Origin of the sequence: Burkholderia sp. E168m15 (assembly GCF_016586105.1) — a bacterium.
GTDB lineage: Bacteria > Pseudomonadota > Gammaproteobacteria > Burkholderiales > Burkholderiaceae > Burkholderia > Burkholderia orbicola.
This window is the reverse complement of sequence record NZ_BCPO01000184.1, coordinates 18,874-39,312: the sequence shown is the minus strand read 5'-3', so window position 1 is coordinate 39,312 and position 20,439 is coordinate 18,874. Positions and strand designations below refer to the sequence as shown.

Annotated in this window: 18 protein-coding genes; 6 read left to right on the top strand and 12 right to left on the bottom strand. The window is 67.5% G+C overall.

From position 1 onward, the window contains the following. Positions 1-44: 44 nt before the first annotated feature. From zigA to JMF86_RS29315, 7 genes are all read right to left on the bottom strand, one after another. Positions 45-1,253, bottom strand: a complete 1,209-nt coding sequence (gene zigA / locus JMF86_RS29345) for a zinc metallochaperone GTPase ZigA (protein ID WP_171984309.1) — start codon at positions 1,251-1,253, stop codon at positions 45-47. Between the two features lie 158 nt (positions 1,254-1,411). Further along, on the bottom strand, positions 1,412-2,623 hold the full coding sequence (locus tag JMF86_RS29340; protein WP_077177815.1) for an acyl-CoA dehydrogenase family protein: 1,212 nt from the start codon (positions 2,621-2,623) through the stop codon (positions 1,412-1,414). Further along, positions 2,620-3,462: a hypothetical protein gene (locus JMF86_RS29335; RefSeq protein ID WP_077177816.1), complete on the bottom strand. Its 843-nt coding sequence runs from the start codon at positions 3,460-3,462 to the stop codon at positions 2,620-2,622. The genes JMF86_RS29340 and JMF86_RS29335 overlap by 4 nt, the downstream gene beginning before the upstream one ends. A gap of 51 nt (positions 3,463-3,513) precedes the next feature. Then, positions 3,514-4,170 carry a methionine ABC transporter permease gene (locus tag JMF86_RS29330; protein WP_006491339.1) on the bottom strand — a complete coding sequence of 219 codons (657 nt, stop codon included), beginning with the start codon at positions 4,168-4,170 and terminating at the stop codon, positions 3,514-3,516. Continuing rightward, positions 4,163-5,344: a methionine ABC transporter ATP-binding protein gene (locus JMF86_RS29325; RefSeq protein ID WP_077177817.1), complete on the bottom strand. Its 1,182-nt coding sequence runs from the start codon at positions 5,342-5,344 to the stop codon at positions 4,163-4,165. Before JMF86_RS29325 ends, JMF86_RS29330 begins: the two co-directional genes overlap by 8 nt. A gap of 18 nt (positions 5,345-5,362) precedes the next feature. Next, a complete protein-coding gene (locus JMF86_RS29320; RefSeq protein ID WP_077177818.1) occupies positions 5,363-6,775 on the bottom strand; it encodes an LLM class flavin-dependent oxidoreductase in 1,413 nt (470 codons plus the stop codon). Positions 6,776-6,785: 10 nt separating this feature from the next. Beyond that, a complete protein-coding gene (locus JMF86_RS29315; RefSeq protein WP_077177819.1) occupies positions 6,786-7,625 on the bottom strand; it encodes a MetQ/NlpA family ABC transporter substrate-binding protein in 840 nt (279 codons plus the stop codon). Positions 7,626-8,059: 434 nt separating this feature from the next. Between JMF86_RS29315 and JMF86_RS29310 the strand changes: the two genes are divergently transcribed. The 4 genes from JMF86_RS29310 (at position 8,060) to JMF86_RS29295 (ending at position 13,184) form a co-directional block, all read left to right on the top strand. Beyond that, a complete protein-coding gene (locus JMF86_RS29310) occupies positions 8,060-9,424 on the top strand; it encodes a 2-hydroxycarboxylate transporter family protein (protein WP_012339349.1) in 1,365 nt (454 codons plus the stop codon). 149 nt (positions 9,425-9,573) lie between these two features. Then, complete coding sequence (locus tag JMF86_RS29305) at positions 9,574-11,478, top strand: ATP-binding protein (RefSeq protein WP_077177820.1); 1,905 nt, start codon at positions 9,574-9,576, stop codon at positions 11,476-11,478. Further along, positions 11,468-12,829 carry a sigma-54 dependent transcriptional regulator gene (locus tag JMF86_RS29300; protein ID WP_201317191.1) on the top strand — a complete coding sequence of 454 codons (1,362 nt, stop codon included), beginning with the start codon at positions 11,468-11,470 and terminating at the stop codon, positions 12,827-12,829. Before JMF86_RS29305 ends, JMF86_RS29300 begins: the two co-directional genes overlap by 11 nt. Positions 12,830-12,854: 25 nt before the next feature. Beyond that, complete coding sequence (locus JMF86_RS29295) at positions 12,855-13,184, top strand: DUF3579 domain-containing protein (RefSeq protein ID WP_011546858.1); 330 nt, start codon at positions 12,855-12,857, stop codon at positions 13,182-13,184. Positions 13,185-13,206: 22 nt separating this feature from the next. On the opposite strand, the gene JMF86_RS29290 is transcribed toward JMF86_RS29295, so the two are convergent. Together JMF86_RS29290 and JMF86_RS29285 are read right to left on the bottom strand one after the other, a co-directional pair. Next, a complete protein-coding gene (locus tag JMF86_RS29290) occupies positions 13,207-14,052 on the bottom strand; it encodes a GSU2403 family nucleotidyltransferase fold protein (RefSeq protein ID WP_011694865.1) in 846 nt (281 codons plus the stop codon). After that, a complete protein-coding gene (locus tag JMF86_RS29285; RefSeq protein WP_011546856.1) occupies positions 14,049-15,185 on the bottom strand; it encodes an RpiR family transcriptional regulator in 1,137 nt (378 codons plus the stop codon). The genes JMF86_RS29290 and JMF86_RS29285 overlap by 4 nt, the downstream gene beginning before the upstream one ends. A gap of 329 nt (positions 15,186-15,514) precedes the next feature. On the opposite strand from JMF86_RS29285, the gene JMF86_RS29280 reads away from it, so the two are divergent. Further along, positions 15,515-16,366 carry an alpha/beta fold hydrolase gene (locus tag JMF86_RS29280; protein ID WP_011546855.1) on the top strand — a complete coding sequence of 284 codons (852 nt, stop codon included), beginning with the start codon at positions 15,515-15,517 and terminating at the stop codon, positions 16,364-16,366. Between the two features lie 102 nt (positions 16,367-16,468). Here the strand turns inward: JMF86_RS29280 and JMF86_RS29275 are convergent, their stop codons facing one another. After that, a complete protein-coding gene (locus tag JMF86_RS29275; RefSeq protein ID WP_006480451.1) occupies positions 16,469-16,909 on the bottom strand; it encodes a PACE efflux transporter in 441 nt (146 codons plus the stop codon). A 101-nt stretch (positions 16,910-17,010) separates the two neighbouring features. Between JMF86_RS29275 and JMF86_RS29270 the strand changes: the two genes are divergently transcribed. After that, positions 17,011-17,901, top strand: coding sequence for a LysR family transcriptional regulator (locus JMF86_RS29270; RefSeq protein ID WP_011546854.1), 891 nt, complete (start codon positions 17,011-17,013; stop codon positions 17,899-17,901). Between the two features lie 192 nt (positions 17,902-18,093). On the opposite strand, the gene JMF86_RS29265 is transcribed toward JMF86_RS29270, so the two are convergent. Continuing rightward, on the bottom strand, positions 18,094-18,507 hold the full coding sequence (locus JMF86_RS29265) for a hypothetical protein (protein WP_011546853.1): 414 nt from the start codon (positions 18,505-18,507) through the stop codon (positions 18,094-18,096). 386 nt (positions 18,508-18,893) lie between these two features. Further along, on the bottom strand, positions 18,894-20,435 hold the full coding sequence (gene opcM, locus JMF86_RS29260) for a multidrug efflux transporter outer membrane subunit OpcM (protein WP_011546852.1): 1,542 nt from the start codon (positions 20,433-20,435) through the stop codon (positions 18,894-18,896). Positions 20,436-20,439: the final 4 nt, after the last annotated feature.

The window sequence follows — 20,439 nt, the reverse complement described above, 5'->3', positions numbered from 1 at the left end:
GGAGCGCCTTCTCCATCCGGATCGATGCAGGCAGCGCGTTCAGGTCAGGCCCAGTCGTGAAACGGGTTGTCCCACGTGGTCCAGTGTTCGGGGCCGGCGGCCATCTCGGCATCGGTCAGCAGACACGCGTCGAAGCGCGCGCGCAGCGCCGGCTCGTCCATGTCCATGCCGATCAGCACGAGCTCCTGCCGGGCGTCGCCGACGTGCTCGTCCCAGCGCGCGCGGATCTGCGCGACGGCTTCGGCGTCCCGCGGCCAGCGCTCGGGCGGCACGGCCGCCCACCAGTGGCCGGCCGGCCCGTGCCGCGCGACCGCGCCGGCCTGCGACCACGAGCCGGCGACGGTCGGATGCGTGGCCAGCCAGAAGAACCCCTTCGAGCGGACGACGCCCGGCCATTCGCTCTCCACCAGATCGAAGAAGCGCTGCGGATGAAAGGGCCGCCGCGCGCGATAGACGAAGCTGCGGATTCCGTATTCGTCGGTCTCCGGCGTGTGCGTGCCGCGCAGCTCCTGCAACCAGCCCGGCGCGCGCGACGCCTCATCGAAATCGAACAGGCCGGTGTCGAGCACACGTTCCAGCGGCACCTTGCCGAATTCGGCGATCTCGATCCGCGCGCGCGGGTTCAGCCCGCGCAGCAGCGCGATCAGCCGCTCGCGCGCGCTGGCGTCGATCAGGTCGATCTTGTTGATCACGAGCACGTCGCAAAACTCGATCTGGTCGATCAGCAGATCGACGACCGTGCGGGCGTCCTCGTCGCCCATCGATTCGCCGCGCGCTTGCAGGCTGTCGCGCGACGCGTAATCGCGCAGGAAATTGAACGCGTCGACCACCGTCACCATCGTGTCGAGCCGCGCGACTTCGCCGAGGCTGCGACCGTCCTCGCCTTCGAACGTGAACGTCTCGGCCACCGGCAGCGGCTCCGAGATGCCGGTCGATTCGATCACGAGCTGATCGAAGCGTCCTTCGCGCGCGAGCCGGTCGACCTCGATCAGCAGATCCTCGCGCAGCGTGCAGCAGATGCAGCCGTTGCTCATCTCGACCAGCTTCTCGTCGGTGCGCGACAGTCCCGCGCCGCCGTCTCGCACGAGCGCGGCGTCGATGTTGACCTCGGACATGTCGTTGACGATCACCGCGACGCGCCGGCCCTCGCGATTGTTGAGGATGTGGTTGAGCAGCGTCGTCTTGCCGACGCCGAGAAAGCCGGACAGGACGGTCACGGGAAGCCGCGTGGACGGATGAAGGGCGGGGTTCATCGGGCGATTCCGGAAGAGGACGTTGGAGATGAAATGATATATTGTATCGCTACGATATAACATATCATTTCAAACGTCCAGCAGCCCTGCTCATCGATGTGCTCGTGCCGACAGCGAAGGCAGTACGCGGCGCCGTGCCGGTACCGCCCCGCTGCCCATTACGTATAGAGCGACGCCGGCGGCAACTCACCCGTCAGCGCATACCGGCCCACGTCGCGCAGCCGGTAGTCGAGCGGATCGTGCAGCGTATGCGTGCGCGCGTTCCGCCAGAAACGGTCGAGGCCCAGCGACGCGGCCGTCGCGCGCGCGCCGCATGCATCGAACAGCGCCTCGCCGTTATCCAGCGCCGCGCGCTGCGCGACGATCTTCGCTTCCGACACCGCGAGCGCGACTTCGGCGCGTTCGTCGGCCGTCAGCGCATCCTGTCGCGTCCACGCGTGCTGCAACGCGTTGGCCGCGCGATCGGCCAGCGCCGTCGCGGCGATCGCGCGCACGCGCATGTCGCCGAAGCGCTGCAACGTGTACGGATCGTCTTCGGCCCGCTCGACGTCCGAATGAATCCACGGGCGGCCGTGCTGCCGCACGTAGTCGCGTGCCTCGGCCAGCGCGCCTTCCGCCAGGCCGACGAACAGGTTCGTCAGCACGAGCTGCGACACCAGCGTGCGCAGCGTCGCGCGCGGCGTCGGCGGCGCTTCCGACCGGTGCAGCACCTCGTCCGGCGCAAGCGTCACGCCGTCGAAGCGCACGCTGCCGCTGTCGGTCTGGCGCTGGCCGACCGGGTCCCAGTCGTCGTTGACGGTGATCCCGGCCCGATCGGTCGGCACCACGCCGAACACGGTGCGGCCGATGGCCGGATCGTGCGCGGATACCGTCATCCGCTGCGAGCCGCGCGTGCCGGAACAGAAGCCCTTCACGCCGTCGAGCCGGTAGCCGCCGTCGGGCGTCGCCGTGGCGACGAGCCGCGTGTCGAGCGGATTGACCGCGTTGCCCCACCACCAGCGCCGGTCGACCGTGCCGCGCAGGTAGCGTTCGCGCTGCGCGGCGTTGCCCCACACGTCGACGCTCACCACCTGCAGGCACTGGAAGCCGACGAGATGCGCGAGCGCGCTGTCGACCCGCGCGACCTGCCGGATCGCGTCGTAAATCTCGGGCCACGCCGCTTCCTGCCCGCCGAACGCGCGCGGCACCGCGAGCGTCAGCAAACCCGCGTCGGCGAGCCACTGCTTCTCCCGGGCGGCATGACCGCCCGCGCGGTCGCGCTCGGCGGCGCTCACGCGCAGCGCGTCGATCGCGCGCGCCAGCGCCGCGCGGTCGACGGCCGGTGCATCGGTATCCGGCGCCAGCGTCGCCGGGCCGCGGGGATCGTTCATGCGACAGCTTCCTGTTCAACGGTTTCGCCCGACAGCGGGACGAGCGCGCCCAGCTGACGGCCGGTCAGCCGCGACAGGATCTCGCGCCGCCAGTCGTCGTAGATCGCACGATATTCGGCGATATCCGCGCCGAACACCAGTGCGGTATGCGCGTACTCGTCGTGCAGATAGCCGTCGAGCCGCGCCTGGGTTTCCTCGTCGGCCGCGATCACGCGATCGATCAGCGCGTCGCGCTCGGCGGCCGGCAGCGCCTGCAGCGTGTCGAACCACCACTGGACGATCTGCACGCGATGCCATTCCTCGTCCGGGCGAATCCGGTTCTCGCCGTGCTCGCGCATCGCGCTGTCGCCGATGCGGCCGGTCTTGCGCTGAATCCACAGCTTCGCGAGGATGTGCAGCTCGTAGTGCCATTCGAACGCGAGAAAGCCCGCGACATCGCGCACCGCGATGTCGCCGATACGCGCCCAGTGCGCGGCGACGAGCCGGTCGACCTCCGGCAGCGGATCGCGCCCCGTGAGTTCGGCCACGCGTTCGCGGCCGATCACCGCATGCGCGCCATCGTCGCCGAGCTGGCGCGACAAGATCAGCTGGAAATGCGGATCGTCGCGGAACAGCGTGTCGATCGCCTTCGCGACGACCTGCACGATGAACAGGTCGTGCGACGCCATCTTCGTGTAGTAGTCGGCGACGGCAGCCAGCTCGTCGCCGTTGCGCGGCTCACGCGACGGCGTCGCCACTTTGTCGGGGAAGTCCGGACGATGGCGTCGCGCCACCTCCAGAAAGAGCGCTTCCTCGAATTGTCCGTTCCATTCGCGCGACGCGCCGATGGGCAAGGTCATGGTTGTTCTCTCAGGATCAGGAATGAAACGAGCGGACGCTCGTGGCGTCGCTCAGGTGCGCCGGGTCACGCGTCGGACCAGGCGGTCGCCCGTGATTTGCACGGCCGAGACGAGCGCGATCAGGATCACGATCACGGTCGCCATGACGGTGGTGTCGAAACGTTGATAGCCGTAGCGGATCGCGAGATCGCCGAGCCCGCCCGCGCCGACGGCGCCCGCCATCGCGGTCGAGCCGATCAGCGCGACGACGGTGATCGTGAAGCCGCCGAGCATGCCGGGCAGCGCTTCGGGCAGCAGCACGTGCCACACGATGTGGCGGCGTTTCGCGCCCATCGCGAGCGCGGCCTCGATCAGCCCGCGATCGACTTCGCGCAGGCTCACTTCGGCGATCCGCGCGAAGAACGGGATCGCGGCGATCGACAGCGGCACGACGGCCGCCCACACGCCGATCGTCGTGCCGATCAGCACGCGCGTGAACGGCAGCAGCGCGACCAGCAGGATGATGAACGGCGTCGAGCGAAACACGTTGACGAGCGCGCCGAGCACCGCGTTCACGCCGCGCCGCGCGTAGATGCCGCCGGGCGCGGTGGTCACGAGGATCACCGCGAGCGGGATGCCGATCAGCGCGGCGATCGCGGCCGACGCGGCGACCATCGACAGCGTGTCGCGGATCGCGTCGAGCAGTTCGGGCCACCAGAGATCAAACATAGCCGAGCACCTCCGCATGATTCGCATGACGGCGCGCGCGTTCGAGCAGCGCGGTGACCGCACCGCCGCATGCCGCCGACGGGCCATCATCCGCACGCGGCGTCGCAGCGATCACGAGCCGCCCTTGCGCATGCCCCTGGATGCTTTCGATGCCGCCGTGCAGAAATCGCACGGAGCCGCCGAGCGCCGCCGCGAGCGCGCCGACGTCCGGCTCGCCGCCGCTCTCGCCCGTATAGCGGACGTCGAGCACGATCTGTGCGCCGTCGGGCAGCGCGGCCGGCTCGGGCAGCGGCCGCACCCGCGTGGCCAGTTCGGCCGGCAGGTCGTGCTGCAGCGTGCTCAGCAGCGCGCGCGTCGCGCCGTGGCGCGGATCGCCGAACACGCGCCACACGGGGCCGGTTTCGACGACTTCGCCCTGTTCGATCACCGCGACCGTGTCGCACACCGCGCGGATCACCTCCATCTCGTGCGTGATCAGCACGATCGTCAGCCCGAGACGGCGGTTGATGTCGGCGAGCAGCGCGAGGATCGATTGCGTGGTTTCCGGATCGAGCGCCGACGTCGCTTCGTCGCACAGCAGCACCTCCGGATCGTGCACGAGCGCCCGCGCGATGCCGACGCGCTGCTTCTGCCCGCCCGACAGGCTCGCCGGGTACGCGTCGCGCTTCGCGGCGAGCCCGACGAGCTCGAGCAGCGCCTCGACCTTGCGCACGCGCTCGGCCTTCGGCACGCCGGCGATCTTCAGCGGCAGCGCGACGTTCTCGAACACCGTCTTCGCGGACAGCAGGTTGAAATGCTGGAACACCATGCCGGTGCGGCGCCGCAACGCGACGAGGCCGTCCTCGTCGAGCGCGCCGACGTCGACGCCCTGCACGCGCACCCGGCCCGAACTCGGCCGTTCGAGGCCGTTCAGGAGGCGCAGCAACGTCGACTTGCCCGCGCCGCTGCGGCCGATGATCCCGAACACCTCGCCGCGCCGCACGTCGAGCGTCACGTCGCGCAGCGCGGCGGCCTGGCCGCGCGGCGTCGCGAATACCTTGCCGACCTGCTCCAGCGACACGGCCGCGCCGCCGACCGGCGTCACGGCTTCCTCATGTGCCGCTGCATCGGCGCCGGCACCGGCGCGCACGGCCGATGCCTCGATGAAACCCAGCGTATCGAACAATTGCGTCATCGCTTCCCTCCGTCACGTTCAGGCATGCGCGGGATGCGCGGGTTCGGCTGCGGCGGCCGGCCGGTGCTGCGCGCCGGTATGCCAGGCGGGCAGGCGCGGGCCCGCGCCGAACAGCTTCTCGCGCAGCGTCGGCGCGGGATCGTAGTCTTCCTTGTAGACACCGCGGTTCTGCAGCTCGGGCACGACCCAGTCGACGAAATCCTCGAACGACTCGGGCATCACGGTGCGCGTCAGGTTGAAGCCGTCGATGCCGGCCTCGTCGATCCACGACTGCAGCTCGTCCGCGACCTGCGACGGCGAACCGACGATCGGCGCATAGCGGCCGCCCAGCGACATCTGTTCGAGCATGCGGCGCACGGTCCAGGTGCCGGTCGTGCTCTTGCGCGAGATCGCGTCGACGGCCGACTGGATCGAATCGGTCTTCACGTACGAGATCGGCTCGTCGAGGCCGTATTTCGCGAAGTCGATGCCGGTCGAGCTCGCGAAATGCGCGAGGCCGGCTTCCGGGCTCGCGTAGCGCCGGTATTCGTCGAATTTCTCGCGGGCGAGCAATTCGGTCTCGGCCGTGACGACGCTCACGCCGGCAAAGATCTTGATCGACGCCGGGTCGCGCCCCTGCCGCGCGGCGGCGGCACGAATGTCGAGCGTCGCCGCGCGCGCCGCGGCCTTGCTCTGCCCGTTCACGAACACGCATTCCGCGTGACGGCCCGCGAACTCGACGCCGCGCGCGGACGAGCCGGCCTGGTACAACACCGGCGTGCGTTGCAGCGATGGTTCGCTCAGATGAATCGCATCGATCGAATAGAACGGCCCGTCGTGCTTCACGCGCCGCACCTTGCCCGGCTGCGCGAACACGCGCGCCTGCGCGTCGCGGATCACCGCGTCGTCGTCCCAGCTCTGTTCCCACAGCTTGTAGACGACGTCCATGTAGTCGTCCGCGCGCTCGTAGCGGTCGTCGTGGCCGATCTGCTGCGCGAGCCCCATCCCGCGCGCGGCGCTGTCGAGATAGCCGGTGACGATGTTCCAGCCGACGCGCCCTTTCGTCAGATGATCGAGCGTCGACATGCGGCGCGCGAACAGGTACGGCGGCTCGTAGGTCAGGTTCGCGGTCACGCCGAAGCCGAGATGCCGCGTGACCTGCGCCATCGCCGGCACGAGCAGCAGCGGATCGTTGACGGGCACCTGCACCGATTCGCGCAGCGCGGCGTCCGGGCCGCCGCCGAACACGTCGTACACGCCGACGATGTCCGCGAGAAAGATCCCGTCGAACTTGCCGCGCTCGAGCGTCCGCGCGAGATCGGCCCAGTAATCGAGATCGGTGTAGTGCGCGGAGCGGTCGCGCGGATGCGTCCACAGCCCGTGGTTGATGTGCCCGACGCAGTTCATGTTGAACGCGTTGAGCAGGATCTTCTTGCGGTTCTCCGTCGTCATGCCGCCTCCGTCACCACGCGATCGCGTACAGCGAGCCGAACGCGTTGTCGAGCGCCTTGCGCACCGCCGGCGAGTGCTGGTAGATCGAGATGAACTTGCGGATGCGCGGATCGTTCGCGCTCTCGGGCCGCACGACCCACTGGATCGCGAAGTTCTTGTTCTCGGTGCCGTCGAACAGCAGCGCGCCGTTCGGGTCGGTCGTGCCGGCGAGCTTGATGAAGCTCGGGTAGCCCTGCGCGAGATCGACGTCGTCGAGCGAGCGCGCGAGCTGCGACGCTTCGAGCGGGATGATCTTCAGGTGCTTCGGGTTGGCGACGATGTCGTGCGTGGTCGCGCGGTAGTCGGCGCCCGGCTTCAGCGTGATGAGCCCCGCGCGCTGCAGCAGCAACAGCCCGCGCCCGCCGTTCACCGGATCATTCGCGATCGCGACGCGCGCGCCGTCCTTCAGCTCGGCGAAGCTCTTCACCTTCTTCGAATAGAGGCCGATCTTCATGATCGTGCCGGGCGCGATCGAGATGAAGTTGTAGCCGCCCTGCTTCTTCGCGTTCTCGAGAAACGGGATGTGCTGGAAGTAGTTGACGTCGATGTCCTTGTTCGCGAGCGCCGCGTTCGGCGTATTCCAGTCGGTGAATTCGACGATCTTCACGTCGAGGCCCTGCTCCTTCGCCTCCTTCGCGGCGATCTTCAGCGCCTCGATCTGCGGGCTGGTCGAGATGCCGACCTTCAGCGGCGCGGTGTCGGCGCGCGCGCCGTTCAGCAGCGCGACGCCGAGCAGCGCGGCCGTCAGCAGGCGGGCGAGGCGGGCCACTCGGCCGGCGGAAAAGCGGGCGGAAAACACGGGATGCAGCATGGGAACCACTCTCCTGTCCAAAGACGGTATCGATGGATGAGCGACGCCGCGGCGAACGCGCGGGCGTTCTCCGGACGGTCGTCGTCCCATCGGAAAAGGATCAGCCGATGATAGAGAGCGGCGAGAGGGCGGTCTACGAAGCGATTGTGCGAAGAAAATCGCGCGCGGCGATATGGCGGGCGGGACGGCGGCCGCCGGGCATGACCTGGCGCCCGGGCCGCCGTCAGGCCGAAATCTCGGCCTGCCCGCCGCGCCGATTCCGAAATCTCGGCCACTTCGCGTGAAAAACCCTTTCCGCAGACGAAATAAATCCCTTATGAATCAACGGATTAAAAATATTCCGGCGCGTCGGCATTCTGGCATGGGGGTTGCGTAATAGACGGCACACGATGCCGCGAAGCGATGCAGGCATTCCAAACATCAGGAGACACGTCTTGCAGACCTCTATCCATACCCCGTCCCATCCCGAGCCGATTGCCGAAGCCGGCCCCGCCACGCGCGAACGCTTCTGGCCGGAAGGCTGGTGGAAGCTGATGGAAATCCGCATCGGCATCATCCCGCTGCCGGTCTACGTGATCCTGTTCGGGCTGATCGTCGGCTTCGCGGTGACGGGCAAGGTGCCCGGCGAGATCTCGATGGCGATCGCCGTGCTCGCGTTCTTCGGCTTCACCTGCGCCGAACTCGGCAAGCGCCTGCCGCTCTTGCGCAACATCGGCGCGGCCGCGATCTTCGCGACCTTCGTGCCGTCGGCGCTCACGTACTACCACGTGCTGCCGAAGCCGGTGCTGAACCTGACGGTCGAATTCACGAAGTCGACCAACTTCCTGTACCTGTTCATCGCGTCGATCATCGTCGGCAGCATCCTGAGCATGGATCGCCGCGTGCTGATCCAGGGCTTCGTGAAGATCTTCATTCCGCTCGCGGCCGGCTCGGTCGCCGCGGCGATCGTCGGCACGGCGGTCGGCACCGCGCTCGGCCTCGGCGCACGCCACACGCTGCTGTACATCGTCGTGCCGATCATGGCGGGCGGCGTCGGCGAAGGCGCGATTCCGCTGTCGATCGGCTATTCGGAACTGATGCACCTGCCGCAGGGCGAGATGTTCGCGATGGTGCTCCCGCCGGTGATGCTCGGCAGCCTGACCGCGATCATCCTGTCGGGCGCGCTCGACATGCTCGGCAAGCGCCTGCCGCACCTGACCGGCAATGGCCGCCTGCAGGTCGGCGAAAGCGGCGACATGATGCCGGAGAACGAAGAGATCCGCGGTCACGTCGACGTCACGCACATCGCGGGCGCCGGCATCACCGCGATCACGCTGTACCTCGTCGGCCTGATGGCGCACAAGCTGTTCGGCCTGCCCGCGCCGGTCGCGATGCTGTTCCTCGCGGTGCTGGTGAAGCTCGCGCGTGCGGTGTCGCCGCCGCTGCAGGAAGGCGCGTTCGTCGTCTACAAGTTCTTCTCGACCGCCGTCACGTATCCGCTGCTGTTCGCGATCGGTGTCGCGATGACGCCGTGGGACAAGCTGACCGCCGCGTTCACGATCGTCAACGTGGTCACGATCGTGTCGACCGTCGCGACGCTGATGGGCACCGGTTTCGTGGTCGGACGCCTGCTGAAGATGTACCCTATCGACACCGCAATCGTGAACGCCTGCCACAGCGGGCAAGGCGGCACCGGCGACGTCGCGATCCTGACCGCCGCGAACCGGATGCAGCTGATGCCGTTCGCGCAGATCGCCACCCGCATCGGCGGCGCGATCGTCGTCACGGTGACGCTGATCCTGGTCGCGCACTTCGGATAACGCGCGGCCGCGCGCACCGTCGCGCCGGCCGCTTCAGACGCGCCGCCGCCGGCTCTGCCGGTGCGCGGCGCGCGTCGTTGCGGGCGACCGGCGGGGGCAACCGGCCGGCGGCGGCCGACGGTTGCGAACGGCCGACGTTGCGGGCTTCGATGAGGGCGAACGTGCAGAAGAGCTTCAAGGGAATCCCGTGGTGGGGCTGGGCCTCGGCCGCGGTGCTGTATGTCGGCGTGGCCGGCGCGGCCGTCGATTTCGCGTGGGAACGCGCGATCGACGCGCTCGAGGAGGCCGGCGCGCACCGGCTCGACCTGTATGCGTCGAGCCTGAAAAGCGAGCTCGGCCGCTTCGAGATCCTGCCCGGCCTCGTCGCGCGGCAGGACGGCGTGCGCGCGATGCTGAAAGCCGCGCCGAACGATGCGCCCGAGCTCGTGCATGCGGTGAACACCTACCTCGAAGCCGTGAACCGCGACGCGGGCAGCGGCGCGGTCGACGTGATCGATCTGCAAGGCGACGTGATCGCCGCGAGCAACTGGAACGAGACGATCAGCTTCGTCGGCACCAACGTGTCGTACCGGCCGTACTTCAAGGACGCGCTCGCGCGCGGCAGCGGCCGCTTCTTCGGCATCGGCACCAACACCGGCGTGCCCGGCGTCTACTTCGCGAGCGCGGTGCGCAGCGACGGCGTGCCGATCGGCGTGGCCGCCGTGAAGATCAGCGTCGACCCGCTCGAATCGGCATGGCGCGCGCCGGGCGTCGCCGCGCTGGTCGTCGACAGCAACGGCGTGGTCGTGATCTCGACCGAACCCGCATGGAAATTCACCGCGCTGCGCCCGATCACCGCGCAGCAACAGCGCGACATCCAGGCGTCGCGCCAGTACGCGGGCCGCACCGTCGACGCGCTGCCCTACCGCCACATCGGCGACCGCAGCTCGGCCGCGTGGTTCGGCACCTTCCCCGATCCGCGCCACGCCGGCCGCACCACGCGCTATCTCGTGATGTCGCGCCCCGCGCCGCAAGCCGGCGATTCGCTGATGGTGCTGCTCGACATTGCGGGCGCGCGGCGCCAGCAGCAGACGGCGTTCGTGTTCGTCACCGGCGCGTTCCTGATCGCCGCGCTGCTGGCCGGCTATGCGATCCAGCGCCGCCGGGCGATCCTCGCGCGGCTGAGCGCGCAGGACGCGCTGCGCCGCGCGAACGACCGGCTCGAACTGACCGTCGCGCAGCGCACGGCCGCGCTGACGGCCGCGAACGAGCGGATGCAGCGCGAGATCGACGAACGCGAACGCACCGAGCAGCGGCTGCGCGCGTCGCAGCAGGAAGTCGTGCACGCAGGCAAGCTCGCGGTGCTCGGGCAGATGGCCGCCGGCCTCACGCACGAACTGAACCAGCCGCTCGTCGCGATCCGCACGCTGTGCGACAACGCGCGCACCTTCTTCGAGCGCGGCCAGCCGGCGCCGGCGCTCGCGAACCTCGAACGAGTCGGCAAGCTGGTCGACGGCATGGCCGTGCTCACCGGCGAGTTGAAGACCTTCGCGCGCAAGCCCGACGTCGAGCGCGTCGCGGTGTCGCTGAACGAGGCCGTCGCGCATGCGCGGCTGATCTACGATGCGCGGATTCGCGACGAAGGCGTGCGGCTCGACGTGAACATCGCACCCGGCACGACGGTCTCGGCCGAATCGAGCCAGTTGCAGCAGGTGATCGTGAACCTGCTCGGCAACGCGCTCGACGCGGTGCACGACGCACCGGTGCGCCGTATCGTCATCGAGGCGGCCGAAACCGGCGATGCGGACGATGCGACCAACGCCGGCCGCGTGCGCCTGACGGTGGCCGACAGCGGCGCCGGCATCGCGCCCGACGTGCTGCCGCACCTGTTCGAGCCGTTCGTCACGACCAAGCCGCGCGGCCAGGGCCTCGGGCTCGGCCTCGCGATCACGTCGCGCATCGTCGAGGCGTTCGGCGCGAGGATCACCGCGACGAACCGCGACGAAGGCGGCGCGCAGTTCACCATCGAATTCGCGGCGGCGACGCCGCAACAGAGGACAGAGCATGGAAGATGAGATTCGGGTGCTGGTCGTAGAGGACGATGAAAACGTCCGGATCGGCGTCGAGCAGGCCGTCGCGCTCGCCGGGTTCCCGGTCGACGCGTTCGCGGCGGCCGCCGACGCGCTCGCCCACGTCGCGCCCGGCGCGCCGGTGGTGATCGTGTCGGACGTGCGGATGCCGGGCATCGACGGGCTGCAGTTGCTCGACCGCGTGATGGCCATCGATGCGCAGATCCCGGTCGTACTAATCAGCGGCCACGCGGACATCTCGACGGCCGTCGGCGCGATGCAGGTCGGCGCGTACGACTTCATCGAGAAACCGTTCTCGTCGGACCTGATCGCCGGCCGCGTCGCGCGCGCGGTGGAGAAGCGCCGCCTGACGCTCGAGGTGCAGGGGCTGCGCGCGGCGCTGAACAACTGGCAGGGCATCGAGGCGTTCGTGCTCGGCAAGTCGCCCGCGATGGCCGACGTGCGCAAGAAGATCCTGCGCCTCGCCGATACGTCGGTGTCGGTGCTGATCACCGGCGAGACGGGCACCGGCAAGGAACTGATCGCGCGCAGCCTGCACGACTTCGGCGGTCGGCGCGACGCGCATTTCGTCGCGCTGAACTGCGGCGGCCTGCCCGAGCAGGTGTTCGAGAGCGAGCTGTTCGGGCATGAGGCCGGCGCGTTCACCGGTGCGATCAAGAAGCGCATCGGCAAGATCGAATGGGCGGACGGCGGCACGCTGTTCCTCGACGAGATCGAGACGATGCCGATCGCGCTGCAGATCAAGATGCTGCGCGTGCTGCAGGAGCGCGTGGTCGAGCGGCTCGGCGCGAACGACCTGATTCCGGTCGACTGCCGCGTGGTGGCCGCATCGAAGGCCGATCTCGCCGAACTCGCCGCCGACGGGCGCTTTCGCGCGGATCTGCTGTATCGCCTCAACGTCGCGCAGATCGAGTTGCCGCCGCTGCGCGAACGGCGCGAGGACGTGCCGCTGCTGTTCGAGCATTTCGTGCTCGCGGCCGCGCGGCGCTTCGGGCAGCCGGCGCCGGTCGTCACCGCCGCGCAGGTGTCCGAACTGATGATGCACGCGTGGCCCGGCAACGTGCGCGAACTGCAGAACGTGGCCGACCGCTTCGTGCTCGGGCTGACCGGCGACAGCCTGCTGTCGTCCGGCGGCGCACCGACGGCCGGCAGCACGCTCGCGGAACAGCTCGCGTATTTCGAGCGGATGCTGATCGAGGACATGCTGCGGCGTCACAACGGCAACGTCGCGGACGCGAGCGAGGCGCTCGGCATGCCGAAGAAAACGCTCTATCACAAGCTGCGCAACCTGCGGATTCCCGCGCGCGGCGACGCGGCGGCCGACGGCGGCGAATGACGCGCACGAGGACACGCACCCCAGCATGGATCGCATCGACATCACCGACCACGGCCGCATCGCCGGCCATTTGATCCGCGGCGTCACGCGCGCGCAGAAAACCTTCCGCCCGAGCGACTGGCCCGAGCGCCTCGCGGGCGTCATCACGCTGTTCGTCGGCGAGCGGCGGCCCGGCTATCCGTGCGCGCTGTCGCGGCTCGCGATGCCGGTCGTCGACGGCGGCGTCAAATGCCTGTTCGTGTCCGACGAATTGCGCGCCGTGTGCGCCGATGCGTTCGAGTTCGCGATGCAGTTCGCGGCCGACAATGATCTGCCGGTCGAGCTCCAGGGCGTGCCCGCGTTGACGGTGCGCTGACGCGTGGGCTGCGGCCGGCGCCCTAGGGCACTTCGCCGAACAGCGCTTCGAAACCGTTCTTGCACAGCCTGAGTAAATCCTCGGGCTCGATCTGCCGGTCGGGCCGCGGAATGTCCGCCGCTGCACGAATGGTGTCGTTCACTTCAGCGAAAAATGCGCCGACGCCCGCATCGAGGGACCTGCGCTGAGCATCCGACAACGTGGGTTCGAGGCGCTTCCAGACCGGGACAAGCTCGTCCTCGATCGCGCCGCCAAAAAGGAGCATCGCATCGTGGATGTAAAGCACATCCTGAGCGCGCTTTTCCGGAATCCTGTCGTCACGAATCAGCAGCTTCTGGACCATGAAGCTCACCGGATTGGGGATACGTAGGTCGACCAGTGCATCGCCACACCCTGACTCCTCGGCGGGAATCGTCACGAGCCAAGGTTCGTGCAGCAGTATCTCCAGATGGCGCAGCTTCTGTGAAACAACGCCGGCATTCGCCTCCGTTGCGTCTTGCTCCATCCGCCTCGTGACCTTGTTGCGCCGCAAGAGGCTACCTGTCAGCGGCGTAAGAAATTCTGCGTAAAACCCGTTGGCTTGCTTGCCGAGGGTGTAACGCATCGCCGGCGGTTTGAACCCGCCGGCGAAATTCGGTTCCTCCTTGAAACCCGCGCTTTCGAGCGCCTTCTTGATATCTCCTTCGAGTACCTCGCGTTCTGCGTACGCGACGTCGGCATCCTGCGTGAAGATCGGCTTGTGGTCGGGCTTCCAGGCACGCGGCTCATACGAATAGAGCCGAAAAGCCCAGCCTCCGATGAAAACGATCCTGGCTCGCCACGGCGCCAACGTCATCGCGAGATTGCTGAAATCGGCCAATTCGCTCACGCACCTTCTCCAGTCACGTTCACGAGCACGCCGTGCTCCAGTTCAGCCGCCTGCTCCGCCCCGCGCGCCGGGTGAGCGGAAACGTCGAGCCAGGTCTGGATGATGTCCGTGACCGGCAAACCATCGCGGTAGACAACACCCCGCCCCAGTGATTGGGGAAAGCCAGGCTGTTGCAAGACGAGATCGGGGCGCTCGCCCTCTTTGGCCCGACGCAGTGGTCGCCAGTTTTCGGCTTCCATCAGGCTAGGGACCCAGACCGTTGGCGGGACGCCGCTGACATGGCCGACACCGAGTGCATCGGCCGCGGCAAAAAGGCCGAGCGTGCCGCCCTCATTCTTGAGCACCTTGCGCAACTGGACGTCCGGCGCGGCCGGCACAAGAAACTTCATCGGCACCGCCGCTGCCTGCCTCAGGTATTCAGCCTTCCAGCGTTGAGCGAGTTTTCGCCGTTGCACGACCTTCAGGAACGGCTTCGTCTCGATGAAACCCTCCTGTTTGAGCGCATGGATCAGTCGCGTCGCCGTCATTACCGAGACATCGGCGGCACGCGCGAGGTCGGTGGCCGTGGTGTATCGCCGGCCCTCCGCACCGATAAGGTTCTCTCTCTTGATATCGATCGCGAGCAGGAGCTTGAGCATCCACTGGTTCAGATCCGAGAATGCCAGCCCCGGCTGGACACTGCGACTACGGCTGTAGGAGCGAGTCGACTGCCCCGGATGCTCGGAAATATCCAGCCCCGGAAACCGGACATATCGCGTTCCGTCGGCCGAGAGTACGGCGAAGGGCTCACGGTCGGCGAACTCAGCGTGAAAATCGGCCAATCGCTGGATGAGCGACGGCGGAGCACTGCCGACCCAAATCAGAATCGCGGGCCGCATCTTCTGCCGTTTCGCGTATGCACGTGCCTCGAGGAGCGCCTGAGCAAAGAGCGCGGTAACGCGATCAGCACGCCCCTCGTTGAACGTCTTGAGGTTCGCGACGTACGTTTGGCCCTTGTCATTGCTCAGGATGAGGTCTCCGACATGATCCTGAGCAATCTCCTCGACCACGCGCCACCCCTCTGCTTTCTCGAACAACGTCCGGAAAGCGTCAAGCGCAACGCGCGCCGGCATAGGGTTCGGCAGCGATCTCATATCACACTCACTTGGCCAAGTGATATCACTTGGGCGCGTTAAATGACATGGCCATGTTATGACCATCTCGACCACGCCGCAAGTGTCCCTCGCTCCGACATCGCTTTCACACCGTCATTGTTGATGCTCGGCCACCGAGATCCTCTATGTAGGAACCCCACACGGATGCAGCCGAGTCGTATGCGAATCGTCAGTCCCCTCAGCCCGACAAGTGTTTCCAGCCGAGCCATCAATAAAATTGATCGTGACGATGAAAATTATGCGTTTTCCTTGCAGGTCGCCGTGATGCATAGTTGCGTCGTGTTGACGCACCTTTGAGTCTTTCAGTCATGAACATGCGAATCGAGCCGTCCGTGCTCGCGAACCCCGACCTGCAATTTGCGACGCTTTCGTCAGGCATCAGCCTGCCGTATGTCGAGCGGGGCAGCGGTGCGCCGATGGTGTTCGTGCACGGCTCGCTGTGCGACTACCGCTACTGGGATCCGCAACTGGCGGCGCTGTCGGCCCACTACCGCTGCATCGCGCCGAGCCTCAGCCACTACTGGCCGGCCGTCGAAGCGGGCATCCAGGACGAGTTCAGCTGGCAGAACCACGTCGACGAGCTCGCCGAATTCATCGACGCGCTCGATCTCGGCCCCGTGCACCTGGTCGGCCATTCGCGCGGCGGCAGCGTCGCGTTCAACGTCGCGCGCCAGCATCCGCACCTCGTCGAGTCGCTGACGCTCGCCGATCCGGGCGGCCCGCTCCAGCAGCCGGGCGTGCGCGAAGCCGCGCTGCCGGCCGCCGCCCTCGCGCTGCGCACGAAGGCCGTGAACCTGATCGATCAAGGCGACGTCGAAGCCGGCCTCGAGATGTTCGTCGATTCCGTGAGCCTGCCCGGCGCATGGAAGAAGAGCACGGCGCGCTTTCGCACGATGGCGATCGACAACGCGAGCACGCTGCCGAAGCAACTGCGCGACCCGCTGCCCGCGTATTCGCAGCACACGGCTGGCGACATCGCATGCCGCACGCTGCTGATCGACGGCCAGCGCAGCCCGAAGATGTTCCGCCACAACGTCGACACGTTGTCGCAGTGGATCGGCCATGCGCAACGGCAGACCGTCGCCGGTGCGTCGCACGGGATGAATGCGGCGAGTCCGGCGGTGTTCAACCGTTACGTGCACGAGTTCGTCGCCGCGTAACGCGAGCGGGCGGCATGCGCGCCGCCCGGCCTTCCTCTTTCTTGCAGAAGCGAAACGTCGCGGGTGCCCGCATCGTTTCGCATCCCTCTGCATCCGTCTACATTACGCCACCGGCGCCGCCTTGCGCGTCACCGCATCCGGCAACCCGAACACGCTGTCGAACGCCCAGTTGTACGTGAACGTGAAGATCGGGAAGAACACGATCAGCACCGCGTCGTACAGGAACGCCTGCCATAGCGACACGTCGAGCCACCACGCGATCAGCGGAATCAGGAACGTCACGAGCGCGACCTGGAACCCGATCGCATGCACGACACGCCGCCCGACGGTGCGCGTCGTTTCCGCCCGTCGCCGCTCCCACGCCTCGAACCCGAGGTTGTACAGAAAATTGACGGTGACGCCCGTCGTCGAGATCATCACGCCGAGCAGCCCGCTCGTCGCCGCGCTCGCGCCGCTCAGCATCCCGAGCACCGACGACGCGACGAGGATGCCGAGCACCTCGAACATCACGACGTAGACTATGCGTCTCTTCCATCCTTGCATGACCGACCACCCTCATATCGAACAATGTGGCGAGACTACAGCGGGCACTGCATCCGCCAAAGTCAGGTCCTTTCAATTTTTCTGACAGGAGGCGGCCGACCATGCTGACCAGCGATCACATCGACATGCTGCTGACCGTCATCGACAAAGGCTCGTTCTCGGCCGCCGCGCGTGCGCTCGGCCGTACGCCGTCGGCGGTCAGCATGGCGATCGCGAACCTCGAGGCCGAGCTCGACCTCGTGCTGTTCGACCGCGGCACGCGCGAGCCCACGCCGACCGCCGCGATGGCCGCGCTGCTGCCCGATGCGCGCGCGATCGCCGAACGGCTGCATGCGCTGCGTGCGCATGCGCAGCACTTGTCGGAAGGCGTCGAGGACACGCTGCGGCTCGGGCTCGCGGCCGAAATCGACGGCGTGCCGATTGCGCGCGCACTGACCGCCGTGGCCACGAAATATCCGGCGCTCGCGGTCAGCGTCGTCACGGCGCCGCAGGATGCGATCGTCGACGCGCTGCATCGCGGCACCGTCGATCTTTGCGTCGCGTACGGCGGGCTCGATCTTCATCCGCAGGAACAGATTCACGCGCTGTGGACCGAGACATTGATCGCGGTCGCCGCGCCCGGCCATCCGGCGATTGCCGAAGCCGCACATCCGGAAGCGATCGAGCGATTGTCGGGGTTTCGGCAGATCGTGATCGCCGATCCGGAGCGGCCGTTGACCGACGTGCGGCCGCTGATCGGCAATCGCACGTGGAAGGTCACCGACATGGGCACCGCGATCGCGCTCGTGAAGGCCGGTCATGGCTGGGCGAATTTGCCGGAATCGGTCATCGGCCGGTATGTGGCCGACGGCGAACTCGCGCCGCTCGTGTTCGCGAACATTCGCAACGGGTTGCCGCTGCCGGTGTATTTGCGGCGGCCGAAGCATACGGGGCTCGGCAAGGCGGCGAGCGAGCTGGTACGGGCTCTGCGGGCTGAACGCGCCGACACCTGAGCGCCGCCACTGATGACAGCATGCGTCAACTAGCGGGGCGCGCGGCGGGACGCCGCCGCACCGCCGGAAGGCGCTGGGTGAAACCGACCGTTAGTTGCGAAACACGGTGCAATGAAGAAGGTGCTTCATCGATTTCCGTGGACGTCGCCTTCCGTTCCGGCGTGGTCGCTTATCGGCACGTTGCCCGGAAAGTCAGCGGATAAGCTGTCCGAAAACCCGCGCCCACGCTGCCCGAAGGCGTCGCGCGCGGTCTTCGAGGAGATAGGAAGCCGCCAGCGCCAAGAGACCTGAAATTACCCCGGTCACGATGTGCTCGACATAGGGAATACGGTAATGACTCGTGTGCGAGTAGGCGTCGCCCAGCGTCGTCAGGACGCCAACGACCAGCGCATTGCCGTATCGATGCGCGTAGAGTTTCCCCACCGGCGTGAAAGTCAGAAGTACCGCCAGGAGTCCGGTCAGCAGACCCGTATGAAATGCGATGGTCCAGTGGGGGAGGCTCGTGATGTTTCCCCAGCTCCCCGGCATGCAGGTCATGCACGCAGTGGTTGGCTGCCAGAAACGCTGGACGAACAGCCTGACGCGGTGCTTCCACTCGGTTGACATGATGCGTTCCCATCAATGCCGTCGCCACGGCCGGCGCCGCCACACGTATCGTTGAAGCAGTTTCCCAACGCTTGACGAGCCTGCCGCCGTCGTCACGGGATGGTCGGCCGTCCGCCGAAGAGACCCGGCAATCACCTGGACATGGGGAAATACTACTCCACGATCAAATGGCCGCTGTGTCGACCGAGACCGGAATTCGACACTTGCTTCTATCGGCACGGCCCCGTCCGCGACGCGCATCGAACGATGCCCTTGCACGCGAAGTCGACGACGGGCGCCCTGAAGCGCGACGACCCATAAAAGAACCCCGGCATGCAGACCTGAGCCTGCATGCCGGGGTTCTTCGCTTCACGGTCGGCAAGCGACGAATCGCCCGCCGTTCGCGCTTACCGCGCAGCTACGTCAGCCTTGCCAGACGCCGCATCACCCACCGCCGTCGGCGCCGGCGCATTCCCCCACCCGCCGCCCAGCGCGCGGATCAGGTTGACGGTCGACACCGCCTGCGCCCCCGTCAACTGGTTCGCCTGCAACTGCGACTGCAACACCGACCGCTCACTGTCGATCACGTCGAGATACGCGACCTCACCTTCCTGATATTGCGTGCGCGACAACGTCGCCGCCCGACGCGACGCGTTGACGGCCGCATCCTGCGCGCGGATCTGATCATCGAGCAAACGCAGATCAGCAAGATTGTCCTCGACCTCGCGGAACGCGACGAGCACCTGCTGCCGGTAGTTCGCGACCTGCTCGTCGTACTGCGCGCGCGCCTGCTGCACACCAGCAGCCCGCCGCCCGCCGTCGAACAGCGGCAGCGTCAGCGCGGTGCCGGCGAACGGCCCGAGCAGGAACGTGCGGCTCGACCACAGGAACAGGTTGCCGAGCGTCGACGCTTCATACCCGAACGACCCGGTGATATCGAGCTTCGGGAAGTACGCCGACTTCGCGAGCCCGATCCGCGCGTTCGCGGCCGCCATCGCGCGCTCGGCCGCCGACACGTCCGGGCGGCGTTCGAGCAGCGCGGACGGCAGGCCCGGCGGAATCTTCACCGCGACCGGCACGATCGGCGTTTCCTTGAACGCGAAATCCGCAGGCGCCTTGCCGAGCAGAATGGCCAGCGCATGCTCGGACGCCGCGCGCCGGCGCGCGACGCCGACCGCATCGGCCTGCGCGCTCGCCAGTTCGTTCTTCGCGCGCGACACGTCGAGCTCGCTGATGTCGCCTTCGTTGAAGCGGCGCTGCACGAGCTTCAGCGCCTGCTCGCGCAACTCCACCGTGCGGCGGTACAGGTCCTGATCCGAATCGAGCTGACGCAATTCGAAGTAGTTCTGCGCGACGTCGGCCTGCAACGCGAGCTGCACCGAGCGGAACAGCGCTTCGCTCTGCGCCTGGTCGGCGCGCGACGCCTCGACGTTGCGGCCGACGCGGCCGAACAGGTCGGCTTCGTACGACACCGTGCCCTGCGCGCGCCACAGCGTCGCGTTGGTCGGGCCGGTGCCCTGCGGCTGGAACTGCGACGCCGACGACAGCCCCTCGCGCGTCGGCCCGAAACCAGCGCCGACCTGCGGGAACCATTGCGAGCGTGCCGACCGGGTCGCCGCACGCGCTTCCTCGACCCGCGCGGCCGCGGCCTTCAGGTTCTGGTTCGCGGCGAGCGCCTGCGTCTCGAGCGAATCGAGCACCGGGTCGCCGAACACCTTCCACCATTCGCCGCGATGTTCGCCGTCCGCCGGCTCGGCCGTCTTCCACGTGCCGGCCTGCTCGCCGGCGGCGAGGGTCGGCGCTTCCTTGAACGCGGCGGGCGCCGCCGCGTCCGGACGCTTGTAATCGGGGCCGACCGCGCACGCGGCGAGCAGCGTCGCGAGCAGGGTGCTCGCGGCCGCCACCTTCGCGAAGCGCATCAGGCCGTTCGTGTTGTGCAAGTTATTCATTTTC